This window comes from Streptomyces sp. NPDC058758, from assembly GCF_042746075.1.
Lineage (GTDB): Bacteria > Actinomycetota > Actinomycetes > Streptomycetales > Streptomycetaceae > Streptomyces.
On record NZ_JBHYPS010000002.1, the window covers coordinates 167,871 to 190,894 of the forward strand.

The following is a 23,024-nucleotide window of genomic DNA, read 5'->3' on the forward strand; positions in this document are numbered from 1 at the left end:
GCCCCTCGGGAGATCCCCCGTGTCCCCCGCACAACTAGTGTGCGCCGGGGCGCCGTTCGGGGGCGAACGGTTTTCCGCGCGGCCCGCCGCCGTCCGGGTTCCGGGTGAGCGGGTAGCAGGCAAGACCGATCGCCAGCGAGATCGCGTGCCCGAGGTCGGTGTACGTGCGGTCCGCGAGCAGCGGGACGAGGAAGAAGGCGACGGCCCCGGTGAGGTACAGCAGGCGCCAGGCGCCGTGCAGCCGGTAGGCGAGGACGCCGGCGGAGGCTGCCAGCCCGTAGCTCACGCCGATGTCGACGACGTGGGCCATGCTGCGCGGGACGTCGTGGTGGGTGATCGCGTGGAGGACGACCTGCTGGCTGACGAGGGTGGCGGCGATGTGCGCGGTGGCGACGGTGAAGAGCCACTTCGGCGTGCCCAGCCAGCGCTCCACGGGCGCGTGGAACAGCTCGAAGAGGACCGCGTAGAAGAGCAGCGCGGCCGGGTCCTGGATCCAGAACGCGCTGCCGAGCAGGGCGCGGACCGGATGGCGGGCGAGCTGGTAGAGGTTGCTGCTGTTGCGGTGCAGCAGATAGGTGTCGAAGCCGTCGGGCGAGAGGGCGAGGACCAGGCTGGTGAGCGCGATGACCGCGAGCCAGAGGTGCGTACCGGGTGACGAACGCACCCACGACCTGATCGGTCGGGAGGGTTCGCCACCCGGGAAGGTTTCGCTCGGCACTTCTCAGTGCCTATCACCTGGAACCAGGAGAAACCTATGAGGCCAGGCGGGGCCTCAGAAGTTGATCATGTGGCCGGCGATGCCGTGGATCGCCTCCTTGACGGCCTCGCCCAGGGTCGGGTGGGCGTGGACGTTCCGCGCGACCTCGTGAACGGTGAGGTCCCACTGCTGGGCCAGGGTCAGCTCGGGCAGCAGCTCGGTGACGTCCGGGCCGATCAGGTGGGCGCCGATGATCTCGCCGTACTTCGCGTCGGCGACGATCTTGACGAAGCCGGTGGAGTCGCCGAGGCCGTGCGCCTTGCCGTTCGCCATGAAGGGGAACTTCGCGACCTTGACGTCGTAGCCCTTCTCGCGGGCCTGCGCCTCGGTGTAGCCGAAGCTGGCGATCTGCGGCTGGCAGTAGGTCGCGCGCGGGATCATGGCGTAGTCGAGCTCCATGGTCTCGGCGTCCGCGATGGTCTCGGCGGCGATGACGCCCATGGCCTCGGCGGTGTGCGCGAGCATCAGCTTCGCGGTGACGTCACCGATCGCGAAGATGTTCGGCACCGAGGTGCGGCAGCGGCCGTCGACGTCGATCGCGCCGCGCTCGGTGAGGGCGACACCGGTGTTCTCCAGGCCGTAGCCGGAGACGTTCGGGGCGAAGCCGATGGCCTGGAGGACCTTGTCGGCCTCCAGGACCTTGCTGGCGCCGTCCTTGCCGGTGACGGTGACGCGGACCTGCGGGCCGGTCTCGTCGATGGACTCGACGCGGGTCGAGGTGAGGACGTCGATGCCGAGCTTGCGGTACTGCTTCGCCAGCTCCTTCGACACCTCCTCGTCCTCCAGCGGGGCCATCCGGTCGAGGAACTCGACGATGGTGACCTTGGTGCCGTAGTTGTTCAGCACGTACGCGAACTCGATGCCGATGGCGCCGGCGCCGGCGATGACGATCGACTTCGGCGCGTCCTCGGCGAGGATCTGCTGCTCGTACGAGACGACCCGGTCGCTGAGGGCGGTGCCGGGCAGCAGGCGCGGGGAGGCGCCGGTGGCGATGATGCAGTTCTCGAAGGTGATCGTCTGCGTCGTGCCGTCGGCCTTCGCCACCTGGAGGGTGTTCGCGTCGACGAACGTGCCCCGCCCGTCGAACTCCGTGATGCCGTTCTTCTTCATCAGGAAGTGGACGCCCTTGACGCGGCCGTCCGCGACCGTGCGGCTGCGGCGGTAGGCGTCGCCGTAGTCGAAGGTCACCGTGCCGTCGACCTTGATGCCGAAGGTCTTGGCCTCGTGGTGGAAGATGTGCGCCAGTTCGGCGTTGCGGAGCAGCGCCTTGGTGGGGATGCAGCCGACGTTCAGGCAGACACCGCCCCAGTACTTCTCCTCGACGACCGCGACCCGCTTGCCCAGCTGGGCGGCGCGGATGGCGGCGACGTAGCCGCCGGGGCCAGCTCCGAGTACGACGACGTCGAAGCGGTCTGACATGACTGACTCCCGAGGGTGATGAGGGTGTTCGGTGCACGTACGAGCCCACAGTAGTCCGGTCGCCGGGCACTGCCCGGTGGCCGCGGCCACCACTGTGGATTACTTGTAGGATGACCGGGCAACCGGGCGAATCAGCCGGTGGGACGGACGGCATGGAGGTGCGGAACGGATGGCGGCACTGAGAGCGGCGGGGCGGACCTCGCTGGTGGACTCCGCGGTGGAGCAGCTGCGGGCGCAACTCGCCGGCGGCGAGTGGTCCGTCGGCGACCGCATCCCGACCGAGCACGAGCTCGCGGAGCAGCTCGGCGTCGGCCGCAACACCGTCCGCGAGGCGATCCGGGTCCTCGTCCACGCCGGGCTCCTGGAGTCCCGGCAGGGCAACGGCACCTTCGTCCGCTCCACCGCCGACCCGGCCGCCGTCCTGCACGGGGTCCGGCACGCGGGCGCCCGCGACGTCCTGGAGCTGCGGACCGCCCTGGAGGCGGAGGCGGCCCGGCTCGCGGCGGAGCGCCGGGACACCCACGACCTGCTGCGGCTGCGGGCCGCCCTGACCACCCTGCGCGAGGAGGGCGACCGGGACGCCGACGCGGACCTGGCCTTCCACCTCGCCGTGGTCGGCGCCACCCACAACGCCGCCTTCATCGAGGTCTACCGCTTCTTCTCGACGCAGGTCCACGAGGTCCTGGTCGAGGCGCTCGGCGACCGCGCGATGCCGCCGGTCGACATCGACGCCCACGAGGCCCTGGTCGCCGCCGTCGAGGCCGGCGACGCGGACGCCGCCGAACGCCAGGCCCGCGAGCTGCTGCGGATACCGGCGGAGACGGTGGCGGCGCTGCTGGACCCGGGGTCCGGCGCGGCCGGCGCGGACGGCGGGGCCCGGTCGTGAGGGGTACGGAGACGGGCCCCGCGCGCGTGCTGGTCGACGCCGAGGCCGACGTACGGCCCTCGGCGGCGGGGGCGGCCGCGCGGCGGGCGCTGCTCGCCCATCCGGTGCTGCTGCTCGTCGGCATCGTGCTCGCCTCGCTCAACATGCGGGTCGCGCTGGCGAGCGTGGCCCCGCTGGTCGGCGAGATCGCCGGGAGCTTCGGCCTCTCCTCGACGGCCGGCTCCCTCATCACCTCGATCCCGGTGCTCTTCCTGGGCCTCGGCGCCCTGGTCGCGCCCTGGCTGGGCCGCCGCTTCGGCGCCGAGCGGACGGTCCTCGCCGCCCTCCTGCTGCTGGCCGGCGGCATCCTGGTGCGCCTGCTGCCCTCGGTCCTGGCGCTGTACGGCGGCGGGGTCCTCGTGGGCACCGCGATCGCCCTGCTCAACGTGCTCATGCCGGGGCTCATCAAGCGGGACTTCCCGGACCGGGCCGCCACGATGACCTCCGTCTACACCGGGGCCATGGTCGCCGGTGCCACGCTCGCCGCGGCGGCGGCCGTGCCCCTGGAGGACGCGCTCGGCGGGGGCTGGCAGGGGTCGCTCGGCTTCTGGTCGCTGCTCGCCGTCGTGGCGGCGGTGGGCTGGCTGCCGCAGGTGCTGATCGCCCGGGGCCGTACCGGTCACGAGGTACGGGCCGTCCCGGCCGCCGGCGCCGCGCCCACGCGCGTGTGGCGCTCGGCGCTCGCCTGGCAGGTGACCCTATTCATGGGCCTGCAGTCGTTGTGGTCGTACGTGCTGATCGCCTGGATGCCGACGATCTTCACCGACCACGGGATGACCCGCTCCGAGGCCGGCGTGGTCTTCGCCTTCAACAACCTGATCCAGATCGCCGGGGCCTTCGCGGTGCCGCTGCTCGCGGGCCGCATGCGGAGCCAGCGCCCGCTGGTGGTGCTGGTGACGGCGATGGTCGCGGCCGGGTACGCCGGGCTGCTCGTCGCCCCCGCCGAGGGCGCCTGGCTCTGGTCCGCGGTCCTCGGCATCGGCCAGGGCGGGGCCCTGGGGCTCGCCCTGACCCTGATCGTGCTGCGGACCAAGGACGCCCCGACGGCCGCCCGGCTCTCCGGGATGGCCCAGACGGTCGGCTATCTGATGGCCGCCGCCGGACCGCTCGCGGCCGGCGCCCTGCACCAGGTGACCGGCTCCTGGACGGTGCCGATCACGCTGGTGCTCGGGGTCTGCGCGGCGGCCGCGGGCGTCGGACTGCTCGCCGCCCGCGACCGCACCGTCTGACGGTCGGGCCGGCGGACCGTCTCGCGGTCCGCCAGGACGGCTACTCCTCGCCGGCCAGCGTCAGCGTGCGCAGCTTGTGGCCGGCGAACCAGGTGGCGCCGAGGGTGACGGCGACCAGCAGCACCGTCGCCGTCGGCAGGGCCACGTCCGAGCTGATCAGCCCCTCGCCGGTGACCTTCTCGGCGAGCGCGAGGGCCCACTGCTGGACGCTGAGGGTGCGGGCGCCGGCGATCAGGGAGCCGAAGAGCGCCTCCCAGACCAGGGCGTAGACGAGGCCGATCACCACGGCGTGCCGGCTGATCGTGCCCAGCAGCAGGAAGAGCGCGCTGTAGGCGATGGAGGCGACCAGCGCGGCCACCGTGTAGGCGACGGCGACCTGCTGTCCGTTGCCGTTGAGGATGAAGCCGGCGATCAGGGTGGGCACCGCGGAGAAGACCATGGTCACGGCGATGGCCACGATCAGCTTGGTGACGATGATCGTCGGCCGCTTCACCGGCTTGGAGAGCAGGTAGACGATGGAGCCGTCGTCGATCTCCGGACCGATCGCGCCCGTGCCGGCGATGACGCCGATCAGCGGGACCATGGTGGCCAGCGCGAAGCCGCCGAGGAGGTCGGCCGCGACCTGGTCGTCCGCGCCGTTGATGGCCCGGACGGCCGCGGCGATGATCAGGAGCAGGCCGGGCAGGAGGAAGAGGATCGCCGCCCGGCGGCGGCCGAGGAGGGCCCGGTAGGTGAGCCGGGCGACCGTGGGGTCGTACATCGGGGTCGTGCTCCTTTCAGGCCGCGACGAGATACGAGAAGACGGATTCGAGGGACTCGTCGGAGGGCGAGACCGTCAGCAGCCGGATGCCCCGCTCCCGCGCGACCCTCGGCAGCAGTTCGGTGAACCGTCCGAAGTCGACGGCCTGGATCCGCAGTCCGCCGTCGACCGCGTCGACCTCGATGCCGGCCGTCGACGGGTCGGCGATCAGCGCGGCGGCGAGCTCCCGGTCGTCGCTGGAGCGGACCAGGTAGCGGTGCGGACGGTCGGTCATGAGGCGGCGGATCCGGCGGAAGTCGCCGGAGGCGGCGTGCCGGCCGGCGACGATCACCTCGATGTGGGAGGCGAGCTGCTCGACCTCCTCCAGGATGTGCGAGGAGAACAGGACCGTGCGGCCCTCGGCGCCCATCCGGCGCAGCAGCTCCATGAGCTGCATCCGCTGGCGCGGGTCCATGCCGTTGAACGGCTCGTCGAGCAGCAGCACGGACGGCTCGTGGACGAGGGCCGAGGCCATCTTCACGCGCTGCCGCATGCCCTTGCTGTACGTGGCGATCTTCCGGTCCTGCGCGTACTCCATCTCCACGGTGGCCAGCGCCCGCTGGGCCTCCGCCGCGCCGAGGCCCTGGAGCTCCGCGTTGGCCACCACGAACTCGCGGCCGGTGAGGAAGTCGTACATCGCCTCCCGCTCGGGGACGACGCCGATGGAGCGGTAGACCGACTCGTTGCGCCAGACCGGCTCGCCGTCGAGGGTCACCTTGCCCGTGGAGGGGTCGAGGAAGCCGCCCATCATGTTGATGAGGGTGGACTTCCCGGCGCCGTTGGGGCCGAGGAGGCCGGTCACGCCGGGGCCGATCGACATCGTGATGTCGTTGACCGCGACGACGTTGCCGAACCAGCGCGAGACGTGGTCGATGTGCAGGGTGCTCACAGTCCGACCTTTCGGTAGCGGCGCATCAGGATGCCGTAGCAGGCGGCGATGAGGCCGAGGACGGCCAGGAGGTAGACCACGCCGGCTCCGGCCCCGACCGGCACCTCGCCGGGGAAGGAGGCGTGAGCGCCGAGGAAGGCGTTCTGCAGGCCGATGACGAGGGTGAGGGGCGAGAAGAGGCCGAGCCAGGCGATGGCGTCGGTGTTGTCGGTGGCGTAGGAGATGCCCTGGAGGGTGGAGACCGCGCCGTAGGTGATGGTGAGGACGGCGATCACGGCGGCGACGCCGAAGCCGCGGCGCGGGGTGAGCGCGGCCATGACCAGGCCGATCCCGCTGAAGAGGACCGAGAGGACCGCGACGGAGACCAGTCCCTGTCCGAACAGCTTGGCCTGCTGGGCGAAGTCCATCTTGGCCAGCATCGATCCGATCCACAGGATCAGCAGCGGGGACGCGGTGAGGATGAAGAGGGCCGAGGCCATCGCCCCGTACTTGGCGAGCACGTAGTCCACCCGCTCGATGGGGCGGGAGAAGTACAGCGGGACCGTCCGGAACCTCAGGTCGCGGGAGACCGACTGGGGGGCCTGGGAGGCCAGGAAGACGGCGATGACGAGCTGGAGGAGGATCGCGTACTGGGTGTACTCCACGAAGAGCTCGTCGGCCTTCGTGTAGACCGAGATGGCGACGATGATCAACGCCGGGATGCACATCACGGCGAAGAGCAGCATCGGCAGCACCTTCGACTTGGCGCTGCGGCCCAGGCCGTACGCCCCCCGCAGGGACTGCGAGAAGAGCGAGCGGCGGGCGTAGGAGCGGCCGAGCCGGGGGCCGTCGTAGGACCGGTATCCGATGTTGTGGATCCGGGTGGTGTCGGGGGCGGCCTCGGGGGCGGGATTGCTCATCGGGCCTTGACCTCCTCGTGCTGCGCGGCGGCCTCGGGGCGGAAGACCTCGGCGATGTGGTGGCGGCGCTGTTCCATGCGGACCAGGCCGAGGCCGAGGCCGGCGACGGTGTCGCGCACCAGGTCGTACGTCTCCTCGCCGGGGGCCTCCAGGAGCAGGATGTGCCCGGCGCCGGGCAGGCCCTCCTCCACGCCCGCGTGGAGGGTGACGCCGGCGGCGGTGAGGGCCGCGCGCAGGGCGCCGGTGCCGTCCGGGTGGGCGTCGGAGTCGGTGACCTCGACCGCCAGGGTCGTGGTGGTGCGGGTGAAGTCGCTGGTGGAGCTGGACCGCAGCAGCTTCCCGCCGTCGATGACGACGACGTGGTCGCAGGTCCGCTCCAGCTCGCCGAGGAGGTGGGAGGTGACGAGCACGGAGATGCCGAAATCGGTCCAGACCCGGCGGATCAGGCCGAGCATCTCGTCCCGGCCGACCGGGTCGAGGCCGTTGGTCGGCTCGTCGAGCAGGACCAGCTTGGGGTCGTGGACCAGGGCCTGGGCCAGCTTCACCCGCTGCTTCATGCCGGTCGAGTAGCCGCCGATGGGGCGGTAGCGCTCCTCGTACAGACCGACGTGGCGCAGGGTGTCGGCCGTCCGCTCGCGGGCGGCGGCCGGCGGCAGGCCCGACATCCGCGCCATGTGGACGACGAACTCGGTGGCCGAGACGTCCGGCGGGAGGCAGTCGTGCTCGGGCATGTACCCGACGCGCTCGCGGATCTCGGGTCCGTGCGTCGAGACGTCGAGGCCCAGGACCTCCGCGCGGCCCTCCGTGGCGGGGGAGAGGCCGAGCAGGATCTTGATCATCGTGGACTTGCCGGCTCCGTTGGCACCCACCAGTCCGGTCACACCGGGCCCGATGTCCAGGGAGAGCCGGTCGAGAGCGGTCACCCGGGGGAACCGCTTGCTGAGGCTTTCGGTGGCGATCACAGTCACATTCCGAAGGTAGTGGCGCGTGCCACAGCGGTCGTCAGCCCTACGGCTCGATCCCTCTCCGACTTCGGGAGTACGGATCCCGGAGGAAGGTCGAGACGAAAGTCGTTCGGATCCCGGCTTGGGGGAGTTTTCCACAGGCGGTCGTGCACACCCCTTGACGTAGCCGCCGGGCATTGTCACATTCATCGGTGTCAAGTTACGGACGCGTAGTGCGACCGGACGCTCACACCGGGACGGCGGGTGGCATGACCTCAGCAGTGGCAAGCGAACTGACCGCGGAACTGCGGGGGTTCAGGGAAGTACAGCAGCTCTCCTACGCCTGCGCGGAAGCGGTCGCGGCGCAGCTCAGGCCCGGTGTGACCGAGCGCGAGGCGGCGCGGATGCAGCGCGAGTGGCTGTACGAGCGGGGGGTGAAGGACTGGTTCCACCGCCCGTTCGCCTGGTTCGGCGACCGCACCGCCTTCGTCGACTTCAGGATCCCGCTGCAGTTCTTCCCCACCGACAGGCGCCTGGAGGCGGGGATGCCCTTCATCCTCGACATGGCGCCCGTGTACAAGGGGTACACGGCCGACGTCGGCTACAGCGGCTGCCTCGGGCTCAACCCGCTGCACGACAAGCTCCTCGCCGATCTGCGCGAGCACCGCGAGCTGATCCTGCGCCAGGTGCGCGAGCGCCGCAGCCTGCGCGAGATATACGAGGACGTGGACCGGCTCATGGTCCGCCAGGGGTACGCCAACCGGCACCGGGCCTATCCCTTCGGCGTGATCGCCCACAAGATCGACCGGGTGCGGGAGCGGCGGTTCGCCCCCACCCTGTTCGGCTTCGGCACCCAGTCCCTCAAGGGGCTGCTGAGCGATGCCGTGCACGGGCACCGGGACGGCTGGTCGCCGCTCTGGTCGCCGTACAAGTTCTCCGACCACCCGCCCACTCCGGGCCTCTGGGCGGTCGAGCCGCACCTCGGATTCCGGGGGACGGGCGCGAAGTTCGAGGAGATCCTGGTCGTCACCGACTCCGGGGACCCCGAGCAGAGCGCGTTCTGGCTGGACGACGACCTGCCGCACGTGCGGCGGTGGAACGAAGGAGCGGTGTGATGGCGGGCGCGGGACTGGAGGGGGCGCGGGAGCGCCGGGTCCGGACGGGCGGGATCGAGCTGTGCGTCGCCGAGCTCGGCGACGCCGACCGGCCGACGGTACTGCTGGTGCACGGCTACCCGGACTCGAAGGAGGTCTGGTCCGAGGTCGCGGTGCGGCTCGCCGGGGAGTTCCACGTCGTGCTGTACGACGTGCGGGGCCACGGGCGTTCGACGGCGCCGGCGCCGCTGCGCGGCGGCTTCACCCTGGAGAAGCTGACCGACGACTTCCTGGCCGTCGCCGACGCGGTCAGCCCGGACCGGCCGGTCCACCTCGTCGGGCACGACTGGGGCTCGGTGCAGTCGTGGGAGTTCGTCACGGTGGCCCGCACCGAGGGGCGGATCGCCTCCTTCACCTCGGTGTCGGGCCCGTCGCTCGACCACTTCGGCCACTGGATCAAGAGCCGGATGGCCCGGCCCACCCCGCGCCGGGTCGGGCAGCTCCTCGGCCAGGGCGCCAAGTCCTGGTACGTGTACATGCTGCACACCCCGGTCCTGCCCGAGCTGGCCTGGCGCGGCCCGCTCGGCAAGCGCTGGCCGAAGCTCCTGGAGCGGATGGAGAAGGTCCCGGCCGGCGACTACCCGACGCCCTCGCTGCCCGGCGACGCCGCCCACGGCGCCTGGCTCTACCGGGACAACGTCCGGGCGCGCCTCTCCCGGCCCCGGGCCGACGCCTTCGCGCACGCGCCCGTGCAGCTGATCACCCCGACCGGGGACGCCTTCCTCTCCGAGCGGCTCTACGACGACCTGGCCGCCTGGGTGCCGGAGCTGACCCGGCGCACCCTGCCGGCGAAGCACTGGGTGCCCCGCACCCGGCCCGACCTGCTGACCTCGTGGATCACGGACTTCGTCCGCACCCACGAGGAGCCGGAGACACGGGCGCCCCGGCCGGTGGCGCGGTCGACGGCGAAGAGCGGGGTGCGGCCGGAGTACGCGGAGCGGTTCGGCGGCCAGCTGGTGCTGGTCACCGGCGCCGCCAGCGGCATAGGGCGTGCGACCGCCTTCGCCTTCGCGGAGGCCGGGGCCCGGGTCGTCGCGGTGGACCGGGACGCCGAGGGGGCGGCCCGGACGGCGGAGATGGCCCGGCTGATCGGCGCCCCGGAGGCCTGGGGCGAGGCGGTGGACGTCTCCGACGAGCAGGCGATGGAGAAGCTGGCCGCCAAGGTGGCCGAGGAGTACGGGATCGTCGACGTCCTCGTCAACAACGCGGGCATCGGCCTCACCGGCTCCTTCTTCGAGACCACCGGCGAGGAGTGGAAGCGGGTCCTGGACGTCAATCTGTGGGGCGTGATCCACGGCTGCCGGATGTTCGGGGCGCAGATGGTGGCGCGCGGCCAGGGCGGCCACATCGTCAACACCGCCTCGGCCGCCGCCTTCCAGCCCTCCCGGGCGCTTCCGGCGTACAGCACCTCGAAGGCCGCGGTGCTGATGCTCAGCGAGTGCCTGCGGGCCGAACTGGCCGACCGCTCCATCGGGGTGAGCGCGATCTGCCCCGGCATCGTCAACACCAACATCACCGCGACCACCCGCTTCGCCGGGGTCGCGGACGCGGCGGAGGAGAAGCGGCGGCAGCGGAAGGCCTCGCGGATGTACGGGCTGCGCAACTACCCGCCGGAGAAGGTCGCGGACGCGATCCTGGACGCCGTGCTGCACGACCGCGCGGTCGTGCCGGTCACCCCGGAGGCGCGGGGGGTCCACGCCCTCTCCCGGCTGGCCCCGGGCGTGCTGCGCACCCTGGCCCGCTGGCAGCCGCCGGCGTAGCGGCCCGGCCGTCCGCCCGGGGCCGGGGGCCGGGCGGACGGCCGTACGATCCCTCGCAGGAGGGGCCCCGCGCGGGGTGGAGCGATCGTCCGGTGGGAGCGGTTTTGTCCGAGCAGTCAGCAGTGCGACCGGAGTACCGGATCGAGGATCTGGCCCATCACAGCGGGGCCACGGTCCGGACGATCCGCGCCTACCAGGACCGCGGTCTGCTGCCCCGTCCGGAGCGGCGGGGCAGGTCGAACGTGTACGGGGACAGCCATCTGGCCCGGTTGCGGCAGATCGCCGACCTGCTGGACCGGGGCTACACGCTGGCCTCGATCAAGGAGCTCCTCGACGCGTGGGACACCGGCAGGGGGCTCGGCGGGGTGCTCGGGCTCGTCGCGGAGGTCCAGGGCCCGTGGACGGACGAGGAGGCGGCCCGGATCACCCGGGCGGAGCTCGACGCCCGCTTCGGCGGCACCCCGGACGAGGACGCCGTCCGGGAGGCGGTCGAGCTGGGCGTCCTGGAGCGGATCCCGGGCCGGGACACCGAGGAGTACCTGGTGCCCAGCCCCCAGGAGCTGGCGGTGGCCGTGGAGTTGCACGCGGCGGGCGTCCCGCTGTCGGCAATCACCGGACACCTGCGGGAACTTCGGGAACAGGTCGAGCACATAGCGGTGCGCTTCCTGGAGTTCACCACCGAGCACGTCTTCTCCCGCTATCTGGAGCACCGTCCTCCGACGGACTCCGACGCGGCCGAGGCGGCGACGATGGTGCGACGGCTCCGCCCGCTCGCCCAGCAGACCGTGGACGCCGAACTGGCCAGGGCCATGCAGATCCTGGCGACCCGTCACCTCCAGATCCACCTGTCCCCCGATCCGCTGCCCGCGCAGGGCGAGGAGTCGCGTCCGGTGCAGATCCCGGCCGACACGATCAGGGCCGTACAGGCGCTGGTCGGCCCGGAGGCCGTAGCGTCGTTCGTGACGGCGGCCGCCGAACGCGAGGTCAACAAAAGAACATTGGACATATTGGCGGCAAATGCCCGTAATCACCCCACACTTCAATAAACCATTTGATTCTTCCGGGTAGTTGTCCACAGAATCACCAACTGGCCTGTGGATAACCCATGTTGGCTGTGGACCAAACCTGGAGGGGGAAGAACGATGGACGAACGTCGCACGGTGAAGGTGTCGAAGTACCTGTCGAAGCACCTGCGGCACCAGCCCGAACGGATCGGCCTGACCCTGGACGCGCACGGCTGGACCGAGATCGACGCCCTGCTCGCCGCCGCGGCCTCCCACGGCTTCCCGATCAGCCGCGCGGAGCTGGACCACGTGGTCGCCTCCAACGACAAGAAGCGGTTCGCCGTGGAGGGCACCCGGATCCGCGCCAGCCAGGGCCACACCGTCGACGTCGACCTGGACCTGCCGGCCGCCGAACCGCCCGCGTACCTCTTCCACGGCACGGTCGCGGACCGGCTGCCCGCGATCCGGGCGGAGGGGCTGCGCCCCATGGCCCGTCACGACGTGCACCTCTCCCCCGACCGCGAGACGGCGACCCGGGTCGGAGCCCGGCGCGGCCGACCGGTGGTGCTGAGCGTGGACGCGGGCGCGATGCACCGGGCGGGCCACGAGTTCCGGGTCAGCGCCAACGGGGTCTGGCTGACCGGAGCCGTACCGCCGGAGTTCATCCGCTTCCCGGGCTGAGGGACGGCCCCGCGCGGGGCAACGCCCGGAAGGCCCTGGGCCGCTGGGGCATGATCGGGGCATGGCCCTTCCGCACCTGCCCAGCACCCAGGCCGCCGTCGGCGCCGTCCGCGCGCTCGCCGAGGAGTTCCGCCTGGAGATCACGGTCACCGACGACATCGGCGCGGACCGGACCTCCCGCCACGCCTCCGCCGGCGCCTCCGGGGTGCTGGACGAGGACGGCTCGCTGCCGCACGAGGCCTTCATCGAGCTCGGCGGCTCCCCGTACCTCTCCGTGCAGCTCCACCCGGAGGGCGACGCCCGGATCACGGTGGACGGCATCGAGTTCGCCGATGTGCCCAGGGACGCCGTTCCCGGCTTCGTCCGGGCGGTCCACACCGGCCTGGCCCATGTGAAGGGACGGTTCTTCCCGCCCGGCCAGTGGCTGATCGTCCCCGTGCCCGGCGGCGAGACCTACAAGGAGCTGGTCCCGACGATGACGCTCACCCCGTGGCTGAGCAGCCGCTTCCGCTGAACCGACGTCCTCTCCCGCGGCCCGGTCAGCCGAGGCGGCCGAGGGCCTCCGTGGCGATGGTCTCGAAGACGGCCCGGTCGGCGGCGAAGACCGAGTCCGGGATCGGCCAGTGGATCACGATCTCGGTGAAGCCGAGGTCCCGGTGGGTCCCGGCGAAGTCCACGAAAGCCTCCAGGGAGGAGAGCACCGCGCTCTTCTCCGGGGTGAAATTGGTGAGCAGGACCTTGTCGAGTTCGGTCACGTCCCGGCCGGTCTCCGCGCACGCCTTGCCGAGCCGCTCGATCTGACCGCGCAGGGCCTCCACCGACTGGGCCGCCGTGCCCGACTCGTACAGCTTGGGATCACCGGTCGTCACCCACGCCTGTCCGTGGCGGGCGGCGAGCCGCATGCCGCGCGGTCCGGTCGCCGCCACCGCGAAGGGAATCCGGGGGCGCTGCACACAGCCGGGGATGTTGCGGGCCCCGTCGGCCGAGTAGAACGTGCCGTTCTCCGTCACGGCGTCCTCGGTCAGCAGCCGGTCGAGCAGCGGGACGAACTCGGCGAACCGGTCGGCCCGCTCCTTCGGCGTCCACGGCTCCTGGCCGAGCGCGGTGGCGTCGAAGCCGTTGCCGCCGGCGCCGATGCCGAGGGTGACCCGGCCCCCGGAGACGTCGTCGAGCGAGATCAGCTCCTTGGCCAGCGTCACCGGGTGCCGGAAGTTGGGCGAGGTGACGAGCGTGCCCACCCGCATGCGCTCCGTGACCGAAGCCGCGGCCGTGAGCGTGGGGACGGCACCGAACCACGGACGGTCCCGGAAGGACCGCCAGGACAGGTGGTCGTACGTGTACGCGGTGTGGAAGCCGAGCTCCTCGGCGCGCTGCCACGTGGCACGGCCACCCTCGTGCCAGCGGTCGACAGGAAGGATCACGGTGCTCAGGCGCAGACTCATGCACCGAGCGTACGACGGACGGGAGGAGCCCTCTCTCCCACGCGGCGGGACTCCGCCCGGCGGGACTCCACGCGGCGGGACTCCGCCCGGCCGTGAGTCCTACCCCTCCCGCCGCCCCGCCCGCTTGGAGAGGTTGCGGTAGCCCGGGTGGACGCCCGGGGTGAGGCCCTGCTGCGCGGCGACGCGGCCGAGCAGCTCCGCGAGCAGGTCCCGCTCGGCCCCGTCCAGCGCGGCCAGGAGGTCGTCCTCGTGGGCGGCGGCCACCTCGCGGACCCCGGCGAGGGCGGCACGGCCGGCGTCGGAGACGTACAGCTCGTGGTTGCGGCGGTCCTCGGTGCTGCGGCGCCGCTCCACCAGGCCCTTCCGCTCCAGGTTGTCGATGAGGGCGACGACCCGGCTGGGCACCACGCCCAGGTCGGCGGCGAGGGAGCGCTGGCTGCGGCCGGGGTCGGTGGCGATCATCCGCAGCAGGCCGACGTCCGGCGGGGCGAGTCCCAGCCCGCCGACGCGCTCGCCGAACCGCCCCGCCGCGTGCGCCCCGAGCTGCGCGAGCAGAAACGCGGCCCCACGCGGCCCCGGCATCCGCTCGCCCTGCGCCCCGGCGGGTCCGCCGCCGCTCCCCCCACTCGATCCGCCAGCCGGTGCGCCGGTCGATCCGCCGACCTGCCCCTCGGCGGGCCCGCGCTCTTCCCCTGGTCGTTGCCCCTGGCTGCTCACGGAGTTATCGTACTCGAAAAGAATGATTCTCCAAGGTGAACCATTCTCTACCGAGAACGGAAACGACCATGGCCGTCCAGAACCAGACCGCCCGGCGCCACGAGGCCCAGGGCGGCCCCCCGCTCGGACCGCTCGCCCTCGTCTTCACCGCCCTCTTCGTCGCCGGGCTCGTCGCCGGCACCGCCCTGGCGGGCGGCGACACCTTCCCCTCGCCCTTCGGGGGCGCCGGCGCGACCGACGACATCGCCGCCTACTTCCGCGACCACACCGACGCCGTCCGCATCGCCGCGACGCTCCAGTTCGGCGCCTCCGTACCGCTCGCGATCTACGCCGCCACCGCCTCCGCCCGCCTCCACCGGCTCGGCGTCCGCGCCCCCGGCGCCACCATCGCGCTCGCCGGCGGCCTGCTCGCCTCGGGTTTCCTCGGCCTGTCCGCCCTGCTGAGCTGGACGCTCTCCCGCCCCGAGGCACTCGGCCAGACGGGCGTCGTCCGCGCCCTCCAGACACTGGCCTTCGCGACCGGCGGCCCCGGCCACGTGGTGGCGCTGGGCCTGCTCGTCGCCGGCATCGCCGTGCCCGGTCTGCTCGCGGGACTGCTGCCCCGCGGGCTCGCCCTCGGCGGCCTCGTCCTCGCCGCCGTCGCGGAACTGTCCACCCTCACCCTGCTGTTCGACGGCGCCGCCGTGCTGCTCCCGATCGCCCGCTTCGGCGGTCTGCTGTGGCTGATCGCGGCCGGGTTCCTGCTGCCGCGCCACCGCTCCGACCCGCGCGTCCGGGCCCGCACCGGCCCCCCGCACCACGAGGAGACCCCCGCGTGACCACCCGCCCCGCCCGGGCCCCCGCCCCCGGCCTCCGCACCGACGACGGCGTCCGCCCCTCCGCCGCCGGCCGGCGGGCCGTCGCCGAGACCTCCGGACGGGCCCTCACCACGCGACCCACTCAAATGTGCGGGGACCCGCACGCCCGTGCGTCCGGTGCGGCACCATAAGAAGGTGACCTCTCCCCGACCGTCCTCCCGGCCCGCCGCCCGTCTCGTCGCCACCGACCTCGACGGCACCCTCCTGCGTGACGACAAGTCCGTCTCCGAGCGGACCGTCGCCGCCCTCGCCGCAGCCGAGCGGGCGGGGATCGAGGTCTTCTTCGTCACCGGCCGTCCGGCCCGCTGGATGGACGTCGTCAGCGCCCACGTCCACGGTCACGGCCTCGCCATCTGCGCCAACGGCGCGGCCGTCGTGGACCTCCACGCGGGCGGCACCTTCGTGGAGGTCCGCCCGCTGGCCCGGCCCGTCGCCCTCGACGTCGTACGGGCCCTGCGGGCCGCCGCCCCCGGCACCAGCTTCGCCGTCGAGCTGACCACCGGGATCCACTACGAGCCCCAGTACCCGCCCTTCTTCCTCGACCCCGGCGCCACCGTCGCCACCGCCGAGAAGCTGCTGTACGAGGAGGCGCCCGGCACCGCCGCCCCCGTCCTCAAGCTGCTCGCCCAGCACCCCGAGCTCGACCCCGACGTCTTCCTGGCGACGGCCCGCCGGGCCGCAGGCGACCTGGCCTCCTTCACCCGCTCCAGCCCCACCGCCCTCATCGAGATCAGCGCCCTCGGCGTCTCCAAGGCCTCGACGCTCGCGCTCTGCTGCGCCGAGCGCGGCATCACGCCCGACGAGGTGGTGGCCTTCGGCGACATGCCGAACGACATCGAGATGCTGAGCTGGGCCGGCCGCTCGTACGCGATGGGCAACGCCCACCCCGAGGTGATCGCCGCCGCCTCCGGCCGCACCGTCGGCAACAACGACGACGGCGTCGCCGTCGTCATCGAACAGCTCGTCGCCGAAGCGGCGGAGAAAAGCACCCGCTGACCACCCCGCACCACCGGCCCGCCCCGCACCACCCGGGTGCCCCGCTCAGAGCGGCGCCTCCCACACCACCGACGTGCCGCCGCCGTCCTCGGCGAGGCCCGGGCCGCACCAGCTCGCGCCGCCGAGGGACTCGGCTCGGCGGGCGAGGTTGCGCAGGCCGCTGCGGCGACCGCCCGCGGGCAGACCCACGCCGTCGTCCGCGACCGTGAGCCGTACGCCGGGCGAGCCGTCCGGCAGGGTGACGGTCGCGTCGACGACGACCTCGATGCGGCTCGCCGAGGCGTGCCGGAAGGCGTTGGAGAGCGCCTCGCGGAGCGCGGCGATCAGGTTCTTGCCGGTCAGCTCGCCGACGGTGGCGTCGATCGCGCCGAGGAAGCGGTGCGCGGGCTTGAAGCCGAGCGGCACCGCCGCCATGTTGATCTCCCTCAGCACCCGCGTGCGCAGCCCCGACGGCGCCTCCGTCGGCCCCTGCTGGAGCGCAAAGATCGCCGTACGGATCTCCTGGATGGTGACGTCCAACTCGTCCACGGCCTTGCCGACGCCCTCCTGGACGGCCGGCACGATCGCCTTCCGCTGCGCGCTCTCCAGCATCATCCCGGTGGCGAACAGCCGCTGGATCACGAGGTCGTGCAGGTCGCGGGCGATCCGGTCGCGGTCCTCGAAGACCGCGAGCCGCTCCCGGTCGCGCTGGGCCTCGGCCATCATCAGCGCGAGCGCGGCCTGCGAGGCGAACTGGGTGGCGAGGGTCCGCTCGGCCTCCGAGAAGGGACGGTCCCCCCGGGCCCGGGGCATCGCGAGCGCGCCCAGGACCCGGCCGCCGCTCTGCAGCGGCAGCAGCATGCTCGGCCCGTAGGCGGAGGTCAGCCGGCTGATCATGCGCGGGTCGGTGGAAGCGTCCTGGACGAAGACCGCCTCGCCCTCCAGGAGCAGCTCCACGACCCGGCTCTCCGGCGGGATCACCATGCCGAGGGACCGGGTGGGCCGGGCCGAGGAGACCGCGACGATCTCAAGCCCTCCGTCCTCGGCCGGCAGCAGCACGATCCCCGCGTCCGCGTCGGCGAGCCTCCGGGCCTGTTCGGCCACGACGGCGAGGGCGTCGTCGGCGTCGCCTCCGGAGAGCAGGGCGGTGGTCACGGCGACCGAGCCGTCGATCCACCGCTCGCGCTGACGCGCCGCCTCGTAGAGGCGGGCGTTGCCGATCGCGATGCCCGCCTCGGTCGCGAGGACCCGGACCATGTGCTCGTCGTAGTCGTTGAACTCCTCGCCGCTCCGCTTCTCCGCGAGGTAGAGATTGCCGAAGATCTCGCCCTGGACCCGGATGGGGACGCCGAGGAAGGTCCGCATAACCGGGTGGCCGGGCGGGAAGCCGGCCGCACGCGGGTCCGCGGAGAGGTCGGCGAGCCGGATCGTCCTGGGCTCGCGGATGAGCGCGCCGAGCAGCCCGGCGTGCCCGTCGGGCAGGCGCCCGATGCGGCGGGCCACGTCCTCCCCGACGCCGTGGGTGACGAAGTCGGAGAGCCCCTTGCCCTCCTCGTCGACGACCCCGATGGCCGCGTAGCGGGCACCCGCCAGCTCCGCGGCCGTCTCGCAGATCCGGTCGAGGGTGGTGTGGAGTTCCAGCCCGCTGCCCACCGACCGCATCGCTTCGAGCAGCTGCGGCACCCGGGCGGTCAGCTCCGTCGACAGCCCCTGGAGGCTGCGGGTGGCCTCGGTGGCGGCAACCAGGGGGTCCGGGGAATCGGGCGTGGCGGCGGCGGTCATGGAGCCGAGCCTAGTTAGTCCTATTTGGAGAGAAAAGTCGGACGGACGGCGACGGCGCCCGCCGTGACTCCGCCGAGGAGGAGATCGGTGGCCCGCTCCTGCTCCAGCATCCGCCGCAACGGGCCGTCCTCGGCGGCGAGCTCGGCGTACGGTCCGCGCTGCACGGTCCGTCCGCCGTCCAGGACCACCACCTCGTCGACCGCGTCGAGCCCGCGCAGCCGGTGGGTGATGAGGACGGTGGTACGCCCCTCGGTGGCGCGCAGCAGGTCGTCGGTGAGCGCGTCGGCGGTGGCCAGGTCCAGGTGCTCGGCCGGCTCGTCGAGGACGAGGACCGGGAAGTCGGCGAGGAGCGCCCGGGCCAGCGCGAGCCGCTGCCGCTGGCCGCCGGAGAGCTTCGAGCCGTGCTCGCCCACCAGGGTGTCGAGCCCGTCGGGCAGGCCGTCCACCCAGTCGAGGAGCCGGGCCCGGCGCAGCGCCTCGCGCAGCTGCTCGTCGCCGGCGTCGGTGCGGGCCAGCCGCAGGTTCTCCCGCAGGGAGCTGTCGAAGAGGTGCGCGTCCTGCGCGCAGAGCCCGACGAAGCGGCGCACGTCGTCGCCGTCGAGTTCCGACGCGGGCACCCCGCCGATCCGGTACGTACCGGCTTCCGCGTCCAGGAAGCGCAGCAGCACCTGGGCGAGCGTGGTCTTGCCGGAGCCGGAGGCGCCGACGACGGCGACCCGCCGCCCGGCGTCCAGGGTGAGCCCGAAACCGTCGAGCGCGGGCCGCTCCTGCCCGGCGTACCGGGCCCCGATCCCCGCCAGCTCCAGCGGGAAGGGCCCGGCCGGGGGAGCGGCGGGCACGGCCGGCTCGTGGACGGGCACGGGCGCGTCCAGCACCTCGAAGACCCGCTCGGCGCTGTGCTTGACCCGCTGCCGGTACTGGACGGCCGACGGCAGCCCGGTCACGGCCTCGAAGGCCGCGAGCGGGGTGAGGACGACGACCGCGAGGGCGACCCCGTCGAGCCGCCCGTCCCGGACGGCCTGCACGCCGACCCAGGCCGCGGCCACCACGGTCAGTCCGCACACCACCGCCGACAGCCCGGCGCCCAGCGCGGCCGCGGCGGACTGCCGGGAGGCGATGCCGGTGAGGGTGCGGTCGACGGCCCGCGCCCGGTCGAGCCGGCCCCGCAGCGCCCCCGCCACGGTCAGTTCGGCGCAGCCGCGCAGCGAATCGGCCACGGCGGTCGCGAGCGCACCGCGCGCCGGGGCAAGCCGCCGCTCGGCCCGCCGGGCGAGCGCGGCGCCCAGCGGCGGCACGAGCACGCCCGCCACGAGGAGGCCCACCGCGAGCACGGCGCCCGCCTCGGGCAGCAGCCAGGCGGTGAAGCCGACCGATCCGAACCCGACGAGGAGCGCGGCGCCGGCCGGGAGCAGCCAGCGCAGCCAGTAGTCCTGGAGGGCGTCGACGTCGTGGACGAGCCGGGCGAGCAGGTCGCCGCGCCGGGCGCGGCGCAGTCCGGCGGGGGCGATCCGCTCCAGCCGGGCGTAGACGGAGACCCGCAGTTCGGCGAGCGTCCGCAGCACGGCGTCGTGCGAGACCAGCCGCTCGGCGTACCGGAAGACGGCCCGCCCGATGCCGAAGGCCCGGGTGGCGGTCACGGCGACCATCAGGTGCAGCACGGGGGGCTGCTCCGAGGCCCGCGAGATGAGCCATCCGGAGACGGCCATGAGCCCCACGGCCGACCCGAGCGCCAGGCTCCCGAGCAGCAGCGCGAGCGCCATCCGCCCCTTGAGTTCCCCGGCCGTCGCCCGAACCCGGGCGAGTACGCCGCGTCCCTCCACCGCCCGCCCCTCGGGCCCCGACACGGAAGGACGCGCCCCGCCGCCGGGGCCGCCATCGGCCTCCCTCCCCCCGGCGGCCCGCTCCTCAGACGCGCCCGCCGCCGTCACCCCCTCCGGTACGACCGCCCGCACGGCCGCCGGTACGGCCGCTTGCACGTCCTTCGGTACGACCTCCGATGCGTCCCCCGGCACGGCCGCCGCCCCGATCGTCACCACCCGGTCCGCGACGGCCAGCAGCGCCGGCCTGTGCACCACCAGCAGCACCGTCCGGCCGCGGGCGAGCCGCCGCACCGCGTCGACGATCCCCGCCTCCGTCTCCCCGTCCAGCGCCGCCGTCGGCTCGTCGAGCAGCAGCAGCGGCCGGTCCGCGAGGAAGGCCCGGGCGAGCGCGAGCCGCTGCCGCTGACCGGCCGACAGCCCCTCCCCGTCCTCACCGAGCACGGTCGCGGCGCCCTCGGGCAGCCGGTCCACGAAGGAGTCCGCGCCGGCGTCCCGAAGCGCCGCCCGCACCTCCTCGTCACCGGCCTCCGGCCGGGCGAGCCGCACGTTCTCTGCGATCGTTCCGGCGAAGAGATAGGGCCGCTGCGGCACCCACGCGATCCGCTCCCGCCAGGCCGCCCGGTCCAGCTCCGCCAGGTCCACGCCCCCGACCCGTACGGCTCCGCCCTCCTCCGGCTCCGTGAAGCCGAGGACGACGTCGAGCAGGGTCGACTTCCCCGCCCCGCTCGGCCCGACCAGGGCCACGGTCTCCCCCGGCTCCACGGTGAGACTCGCCGAGTCCAGCGAGGGCGCGGCGCGCCCCGGGTGGCGGACCGTCACCCGGTCCAGCTCCAGTCGCGCGTCGGCCGGCACCGCCCGCGTACCGCCGCCGCGCACCGGGGTCTCCAGGACCTCAAAGATCTCCTCGGCCGCCGCCAGCCCCTCCGCCGCCGCGTGGAACTGCGCGCCGACCTGGCGCAGCGGCAGATAGGCCTCGGGGGCGAGGACCAGGATGACGAGTCCGGTGTAGAGGTCGAGGGTGCCGTGCACCAGCCGCATGCCGATGGTGACCGCGACGAGCGCGACCGACAGCGTGGAGAGCAGTTCGAGGGCGAAGGACGACAGGAAGGCGATCCGCAGCGTGCGCATGGTCGCCCGCCGGTAGTCGGCGGTGACGGCGCGGATCGAGGCGGCCTGGGCCTTGGCCCGGCCGAAGACCTTGAGGGTGGGGAGTCCGGCGACGACGTCGAGGAAGTGGCCGGAGAGCCGGGAGAGCAGTTTCCACTGCCGGTCCATCCGGGCCTGGGTGTACCAGCCGATCAGGATCATGAAGAGCGGGATGAGCGGCAGGGTGCCGACGATGATCGCGGCCGAGACCCAGTCCTCGGTGACGATCCGCGCGAGGACCGCCAGGGGGACGACGACGGCGAGGCCCAGCTGGGGGAGGTAGCGGGCGAAGTAGTCGTCGAGCGCGTCGACGCCCCGGGTGGCGAGCGCGATGAGCGAGCCGGTGCGCTGCCCGCCGAGCCAGCCGGGCCCGAGGGCGGTGGCGCGGTCGAGGAGCCGGCCGCGGAGTTCGGACTTGACCGCCGCGCTCGCCCGGTGGGCGGCGAGTTCGGTCAGCCAGGAGACGAGGCCCCGTGCGGCCGCGACACCGGCGAGCAGCAGCAGGGGAGTGGTCAGGTCGGAAACCGAGAGGCCCTTCTGGAAGGCCCCCACTACGATCTCGGCGATGAGCATCGCCTGGGCGATGACCAGCGCCGCCCCGGCCAGGCCGAGTACGACGACCGCGACGAGGAAGAAACGGGTCGCCCGGGCGTACCGGAGCAGACGCGGGTCGATCGGTTTCACGTGAAACATGCCCCTCTGGATGAGCGCCCGGGGCAGCGGTTTCACGTGAAACATGCCCCCTGGAGGAAAGCCGCCCGGGTCCGCGAGGGCCCGGGCGACAGCGGCCCTGGCAGGCGCCGGCGTGTGCCCTAGTGGGCGTCGGCGATGTGCTGGGTGCCGATCCGCTTGCGGAACACCCAGTAGGTCCACCCCTGGTAGAGCAGGACCAGCGGCGTGGCGACGGCCGCGCACCACGTCATGATCTTGAGCGTGTACGGACTCGACGACGCGTTGGTCACCGTCAGGCTCCACGCGGGGTCGAGCGAGGACGGCATGACGTTCGGGAAGAGCGCCAGGAACAGCATGGCGACCGCGGCGGCGATCGCCACCCCCGAGAGCGCGAACGACCAGCCCTCGCGTCCCGCCTTGATCGCGCCGATCGCACCGACCAGCGCGACCGCCGCGATCAGCATCGCCGCGAGGCTCCAGCCGTCACCCGAGTCCACCTGGGTCCAGAGCAGGAAGGCGACCGCGAGGACCGCCGTGAGCAGCCCCAGCCGCACCGCCAGCGCGCGGGCGCGGACCCGGATGTCGCCGACCGTCTTCAGGGCGACGAAGACCGTGCCGTGGAAGGTGAAGAGGGTGAGCGTGACCAGCCCGCCGAGGAGCGCGTACGGATTGAGCAGGTCCCAGAAGGTGCCGACGTACTCCATGTCGCCGTCGATCTTCACGCCTCCGACGATGTTGCCGAAGGCCACGCCCCACAGGATCGCGGGGATCAGCGAGGTCCAGAAGATGGCCTGTTCCCAGTTGCGCTGCCAGTTCTCCTCGGGCCGCTTGGCGCGGTACTCGAAGGCGACACCGCGGACGATGAGGCAGACCAGGATGATCAGCAGCGGCAGGTAGAAGCCGGAGAAGAGGGTCGCGTACCACTCGGGGAAGGCCGCGAAGGTCGCGCCGCCGGCGGTCAGCAGCCACACCTCGTTGCCGTCCCAGACGGGTCCGATGGTGTTGATCAGGACCCGCTTCTCGGGCCGGTTCCGGGCGAGCAGCTTGGTGAGGATGCCGACCCCGAAGTCGAAGCCCTCCAGGAAGAAGTAGCCGGTCCAGAGGACGGCGATGAGTACGAACCAGACGTCGTGGAGTTCCATGCCTCGATCTC

Annotated in this window: 20 protein-coding genes; 9 read left to right on the forward strand and 11 right to left on the reverse strand. The window is 73.0% G+C overall.

The features are described 5' to 3' along the window. Nucleotides 1-34 precede the first annotated feature (34 nt). Both ACFW6A_RS03625 and lpdA read right to left on the reverse strand, forming a co-directional pair. The gene (locus tag ACFW6A_RS03625) at nt 35-664 is read right to left on the reverse strand and encodes a rhomboid-like protein (RefSeq protein WP_386481717.1); all 630 of its coding nucleotides are present in this window, start codon (nt 662-664) and stop codon (nt 35-37) included. Between the two features lie 108 nt (nt 665-772). After that, a complete protein-coding gene (gene lpdA / locus ACFW6A_RS03630) occupies nt 773-2,176 on the reverse strand; it encodes a dihydrolipoyl dehydrogenase (RefSeq protein WP_351842772.1) in 1,404 nt (467 codons plus the stop codon). 169 nt (nt 2,177-2,345) lie between these two features. Between lpdA and ACFW6A_RS03635 the strand changes: the two genes are divergently transcribed. Next, nucleotides 2,346-3,062 (forward strand): FCD domain-containing protein, encoded by a 717-nt coding sequence (locus ACFW6A_RS03635; RefSeq protein WP_351842774.1) that lies wholly within the window; start codon nt 2,346-2,348, stop codon nt 3,060-3,062. Continuing rightward, nucleotides 3,059-4,330: an MFS transporter gene (locus ACFW6A_RS03640; RefSeq protein ID WP_351842776.1), complete on the forward strand. Its 1,272-nt coding sequence runs from the start codon at nt 3,059-3,061 to the stop codon at nt 4,328-4,330. Before ACFW6A_RS03635 ends, ACFW6A_RS03640 begins: the two co-directional genes overlap by 4 nt. 40 nt (nt 4,331-4,370) lie before the next feature. Here ACFW6A_RS03640 and ACFW6A_RS03645 read toward each other — a convergent pair whose 3' ends face one another. The 4 genes from ACFW6A_RS03645 to ACFW6A_RS03660 are packed head-to-tail and all read right to left on the reverse strand — an operon-like array spanning nt 4,371 to nt 7,879. Then, on the reverse strand, nt 4,371-5,090 hold the full coding sequence (locus ACFW6A_RS03645) for an ABC transporter permease (protein WP_351842778.1): 720 nt from the start codon (nt 5,088-5,090) through the stop codon (nt 4,371-4,373). A gap of 16 nt (nt 5,091-5,106) precedes the next feature. After that, nucleotides 5,107-6,018, reverse strand: coding sequence for an ABC transporter ATP-binding protein (locus tag ACFW6A_RS03650; protein WP_351842780.1), 912 nt, complete (start codon nt 6,016-6,018; stop codon nt 5,107-5,109). Next, the gene (locus ACFW6A_RS03655) at nt 6,015-6,917 is read right to left on the reverse strand and encodes an ABC transporter permease (RefSeq protein WP_386484138.1); all 903 of its coding nucleotides are present in this window, start codon (nt 6,915-6,917) and stop codon (nt 6,015-6,017) included. The genes ACFW6A_RS03650 and ACFW6A_RS03655 overlap by 4 nt, the downstream gene beginning before the upstream one ends. Further along, the gene (locus ACFW6A_RS03660; RefSeq protein WP_386484150.1) at nt 6,914-7,879 is read right to left on the reverse strand and encodes an ABC transporter ATP-binding protein; all 966 of its coding nucleotides are present in this window, start codon (nt 7,877-7,879) and stop codon (nt 6,914-6,916) included. Before ACFW6A_RS03660 ends, ACFW6A_RS03655 begins: the two co-directional genes overlap by 4 nt. Before the next feature lie 251 nt (nt 7,880-8,130). On the opposite strand from ACFW6A_RS03660, the gene ACFW6A_RS03665 reads away from it, so the two are divergent. From ACFW6A_RS03665 to ACFW6A_RS03685, 5 genes are all read left to right on the forward strand, one after another. Further along, nucleotides 8,131-8,976, forward strand: coding sequence for a M24 family metallopeptidase (locus tag ACFW6A_RS03665; protein WP_386484140.1), 846 nt, complete (start codon nt 8,131-8,133; stop codon nt 8,974-8,976). Further along, nucleotides 8,976-10,775, forward strand: coding sequence for an SDR family oxidoreductase (locus ACFW6A_RS03670; protein ID WP_351842786.1), 1,800 nt, complete (start codon nt 8,976-8,978; stop codon nt 10,773-10,775). The genes ACFW6A_RS03665 and ACFW6A_RS03670 overlap by 1 nt, the downstream gene beginning before the upstream one ends. Nucleotides 10,776-10,897: 122 nt before the next feature. After that, entirely contained in the window at nt 10,898-11,821 is a 924-nt protein-coding gene (locus ACFW6A_RS03675; RefSeq protein ID WP_386638469.1) for a MerR family transcriptional regulator, read from the forward strand. Between the two features lie 96 nt (nt 11,822-11,917). Next, entirely contained in the window at nt 11,918-12,460 is a 543-nt protein-coding gene (locus ACFW6A_RS03680) for an RNA 2'-phosphotransferase (protein ID WP_351842790.1), read from the forward strand. Between the two features lie 61 nt (nt 12,461-12,521). After that, nucleotides 12,522-12,974 carry a hypothetical protein gene (locus tag ACFW6A_RS03685; RefSeq protein ID WP_351842792.1) on the forward strand — a complete coding sequence of 151 codons (453 nt, stop codon included), beginning with the start codon at nt 12,522-12,524 and terminating at the stop codon, nt 12,972-12,974. 25 nt (nt 12,975-12,999) lie between these two features. Here ACFW6A_RS03685 and ACFW6A_RS03690 read toward each other — a convergent pair whose 3' ends face one another. Further along, nucleotides 13,000-13,902 carry an LLM class flavin-dependent oxidoreductase gene (locus tag ACFW6A_RS03690; RefSeq protein WP_351842794.1) on the reverse strand — a complete coding sequence of 301 codons (903 nt, stop codon included), beginning with the start codon at nt 13,900-13,902 and terminating at the stop codon, nt 13,000-13,002. A 99-nt stretch (nt 13,903-14,001) separates the two neighbouring features. Continuing rightward, on the reverse strand, nt 14,002-14,484 hold the full coding sequence (locus ACFW6A_RS03695; RefSeq protein WP_386484145.1) for a MarR family winged helix-turn-helix transcriptional regulator: 483 nt from the start codon (nt 14,482-14,484) through the stop codon (nt 14,002-14,004). Between the two features lie 203 nt (nt 14,485-14,687). Between ACFW6A_RS03695 and ACFW6A_RS03700 the strand changes: the two genes are divergently transcribed. Together ACFW6A_RS03700 and ACFW6A_RS03705 are read left to right on the forward strand one after the other, a co-directional pair. Continuing rightward, entirely contained in the window at nt 14,688-15,437 is a 750-nt protein-coding gene (locus tag ACFW6A_RS03700; RefSeq protein WP_386638472.1) for a hypothetical protein, read from the forward strand. A 174-nt stretch (nt 15,438-15,611) separates the two neighbouring features. Continuing rightward, on the forward strand, nt 15,612-16,472 hold the full coding sequence (locus ACFW6A_RS03705; RefSeq protein ID WP_386638475.1) for a Cof-type HAD-IIB family hydrolase: 861 nt from the start codon (nt 15,612-15,614) through the stop codon (nt 16,470-16,472). Nucleotides 16,473-16,517: 45 nt separating this feature from the next. On the opposite strand, the gene ACFW6A_RS03710 is transcribed toward ACFW6A_RS03705, so the two are convergent. From ACFW6A_RS03710 to cydB, 3 genes are all read right to left on the reverse strand, one after another. Further along, a complete protein-coding gene (locus ACFW6A_RS03710) occupies nt 16,518-18,233 on the reverse strand; it encodes a GAF domain-containing sensor histidine kinase (protein WP_386638478.1) in 1,716 nt (571 codons plus the stop codon). A 20-nt stretch (nt 18,234-18,253) separates the two neighbouring features. Next, entirely contained in the window at nt 18,254-21,883 is a 3,630-nt protein-coding gene (gene cydD / locus ACFW6A_RS03715) for a thiol reductant ABC exporter subunit CydD (RefSeq protein WP_386638481.1), read from the reverse strand. A gap of 128 nt (nt 21,884-22,011) precedes the next feature. Further along, entirely contained in the window at nt 22,012-23,013 is a 1,002-nt protein-coding gene (gene cydB, locus ACFW6A_RS03720) for a cytochrome d ubiquinol oxidase subunit II (protein ID WP_386638484.1), read from the reverse strand. Between the last annotated feature and the right edge of the window lie 11 nt (nt 23,014-23,024).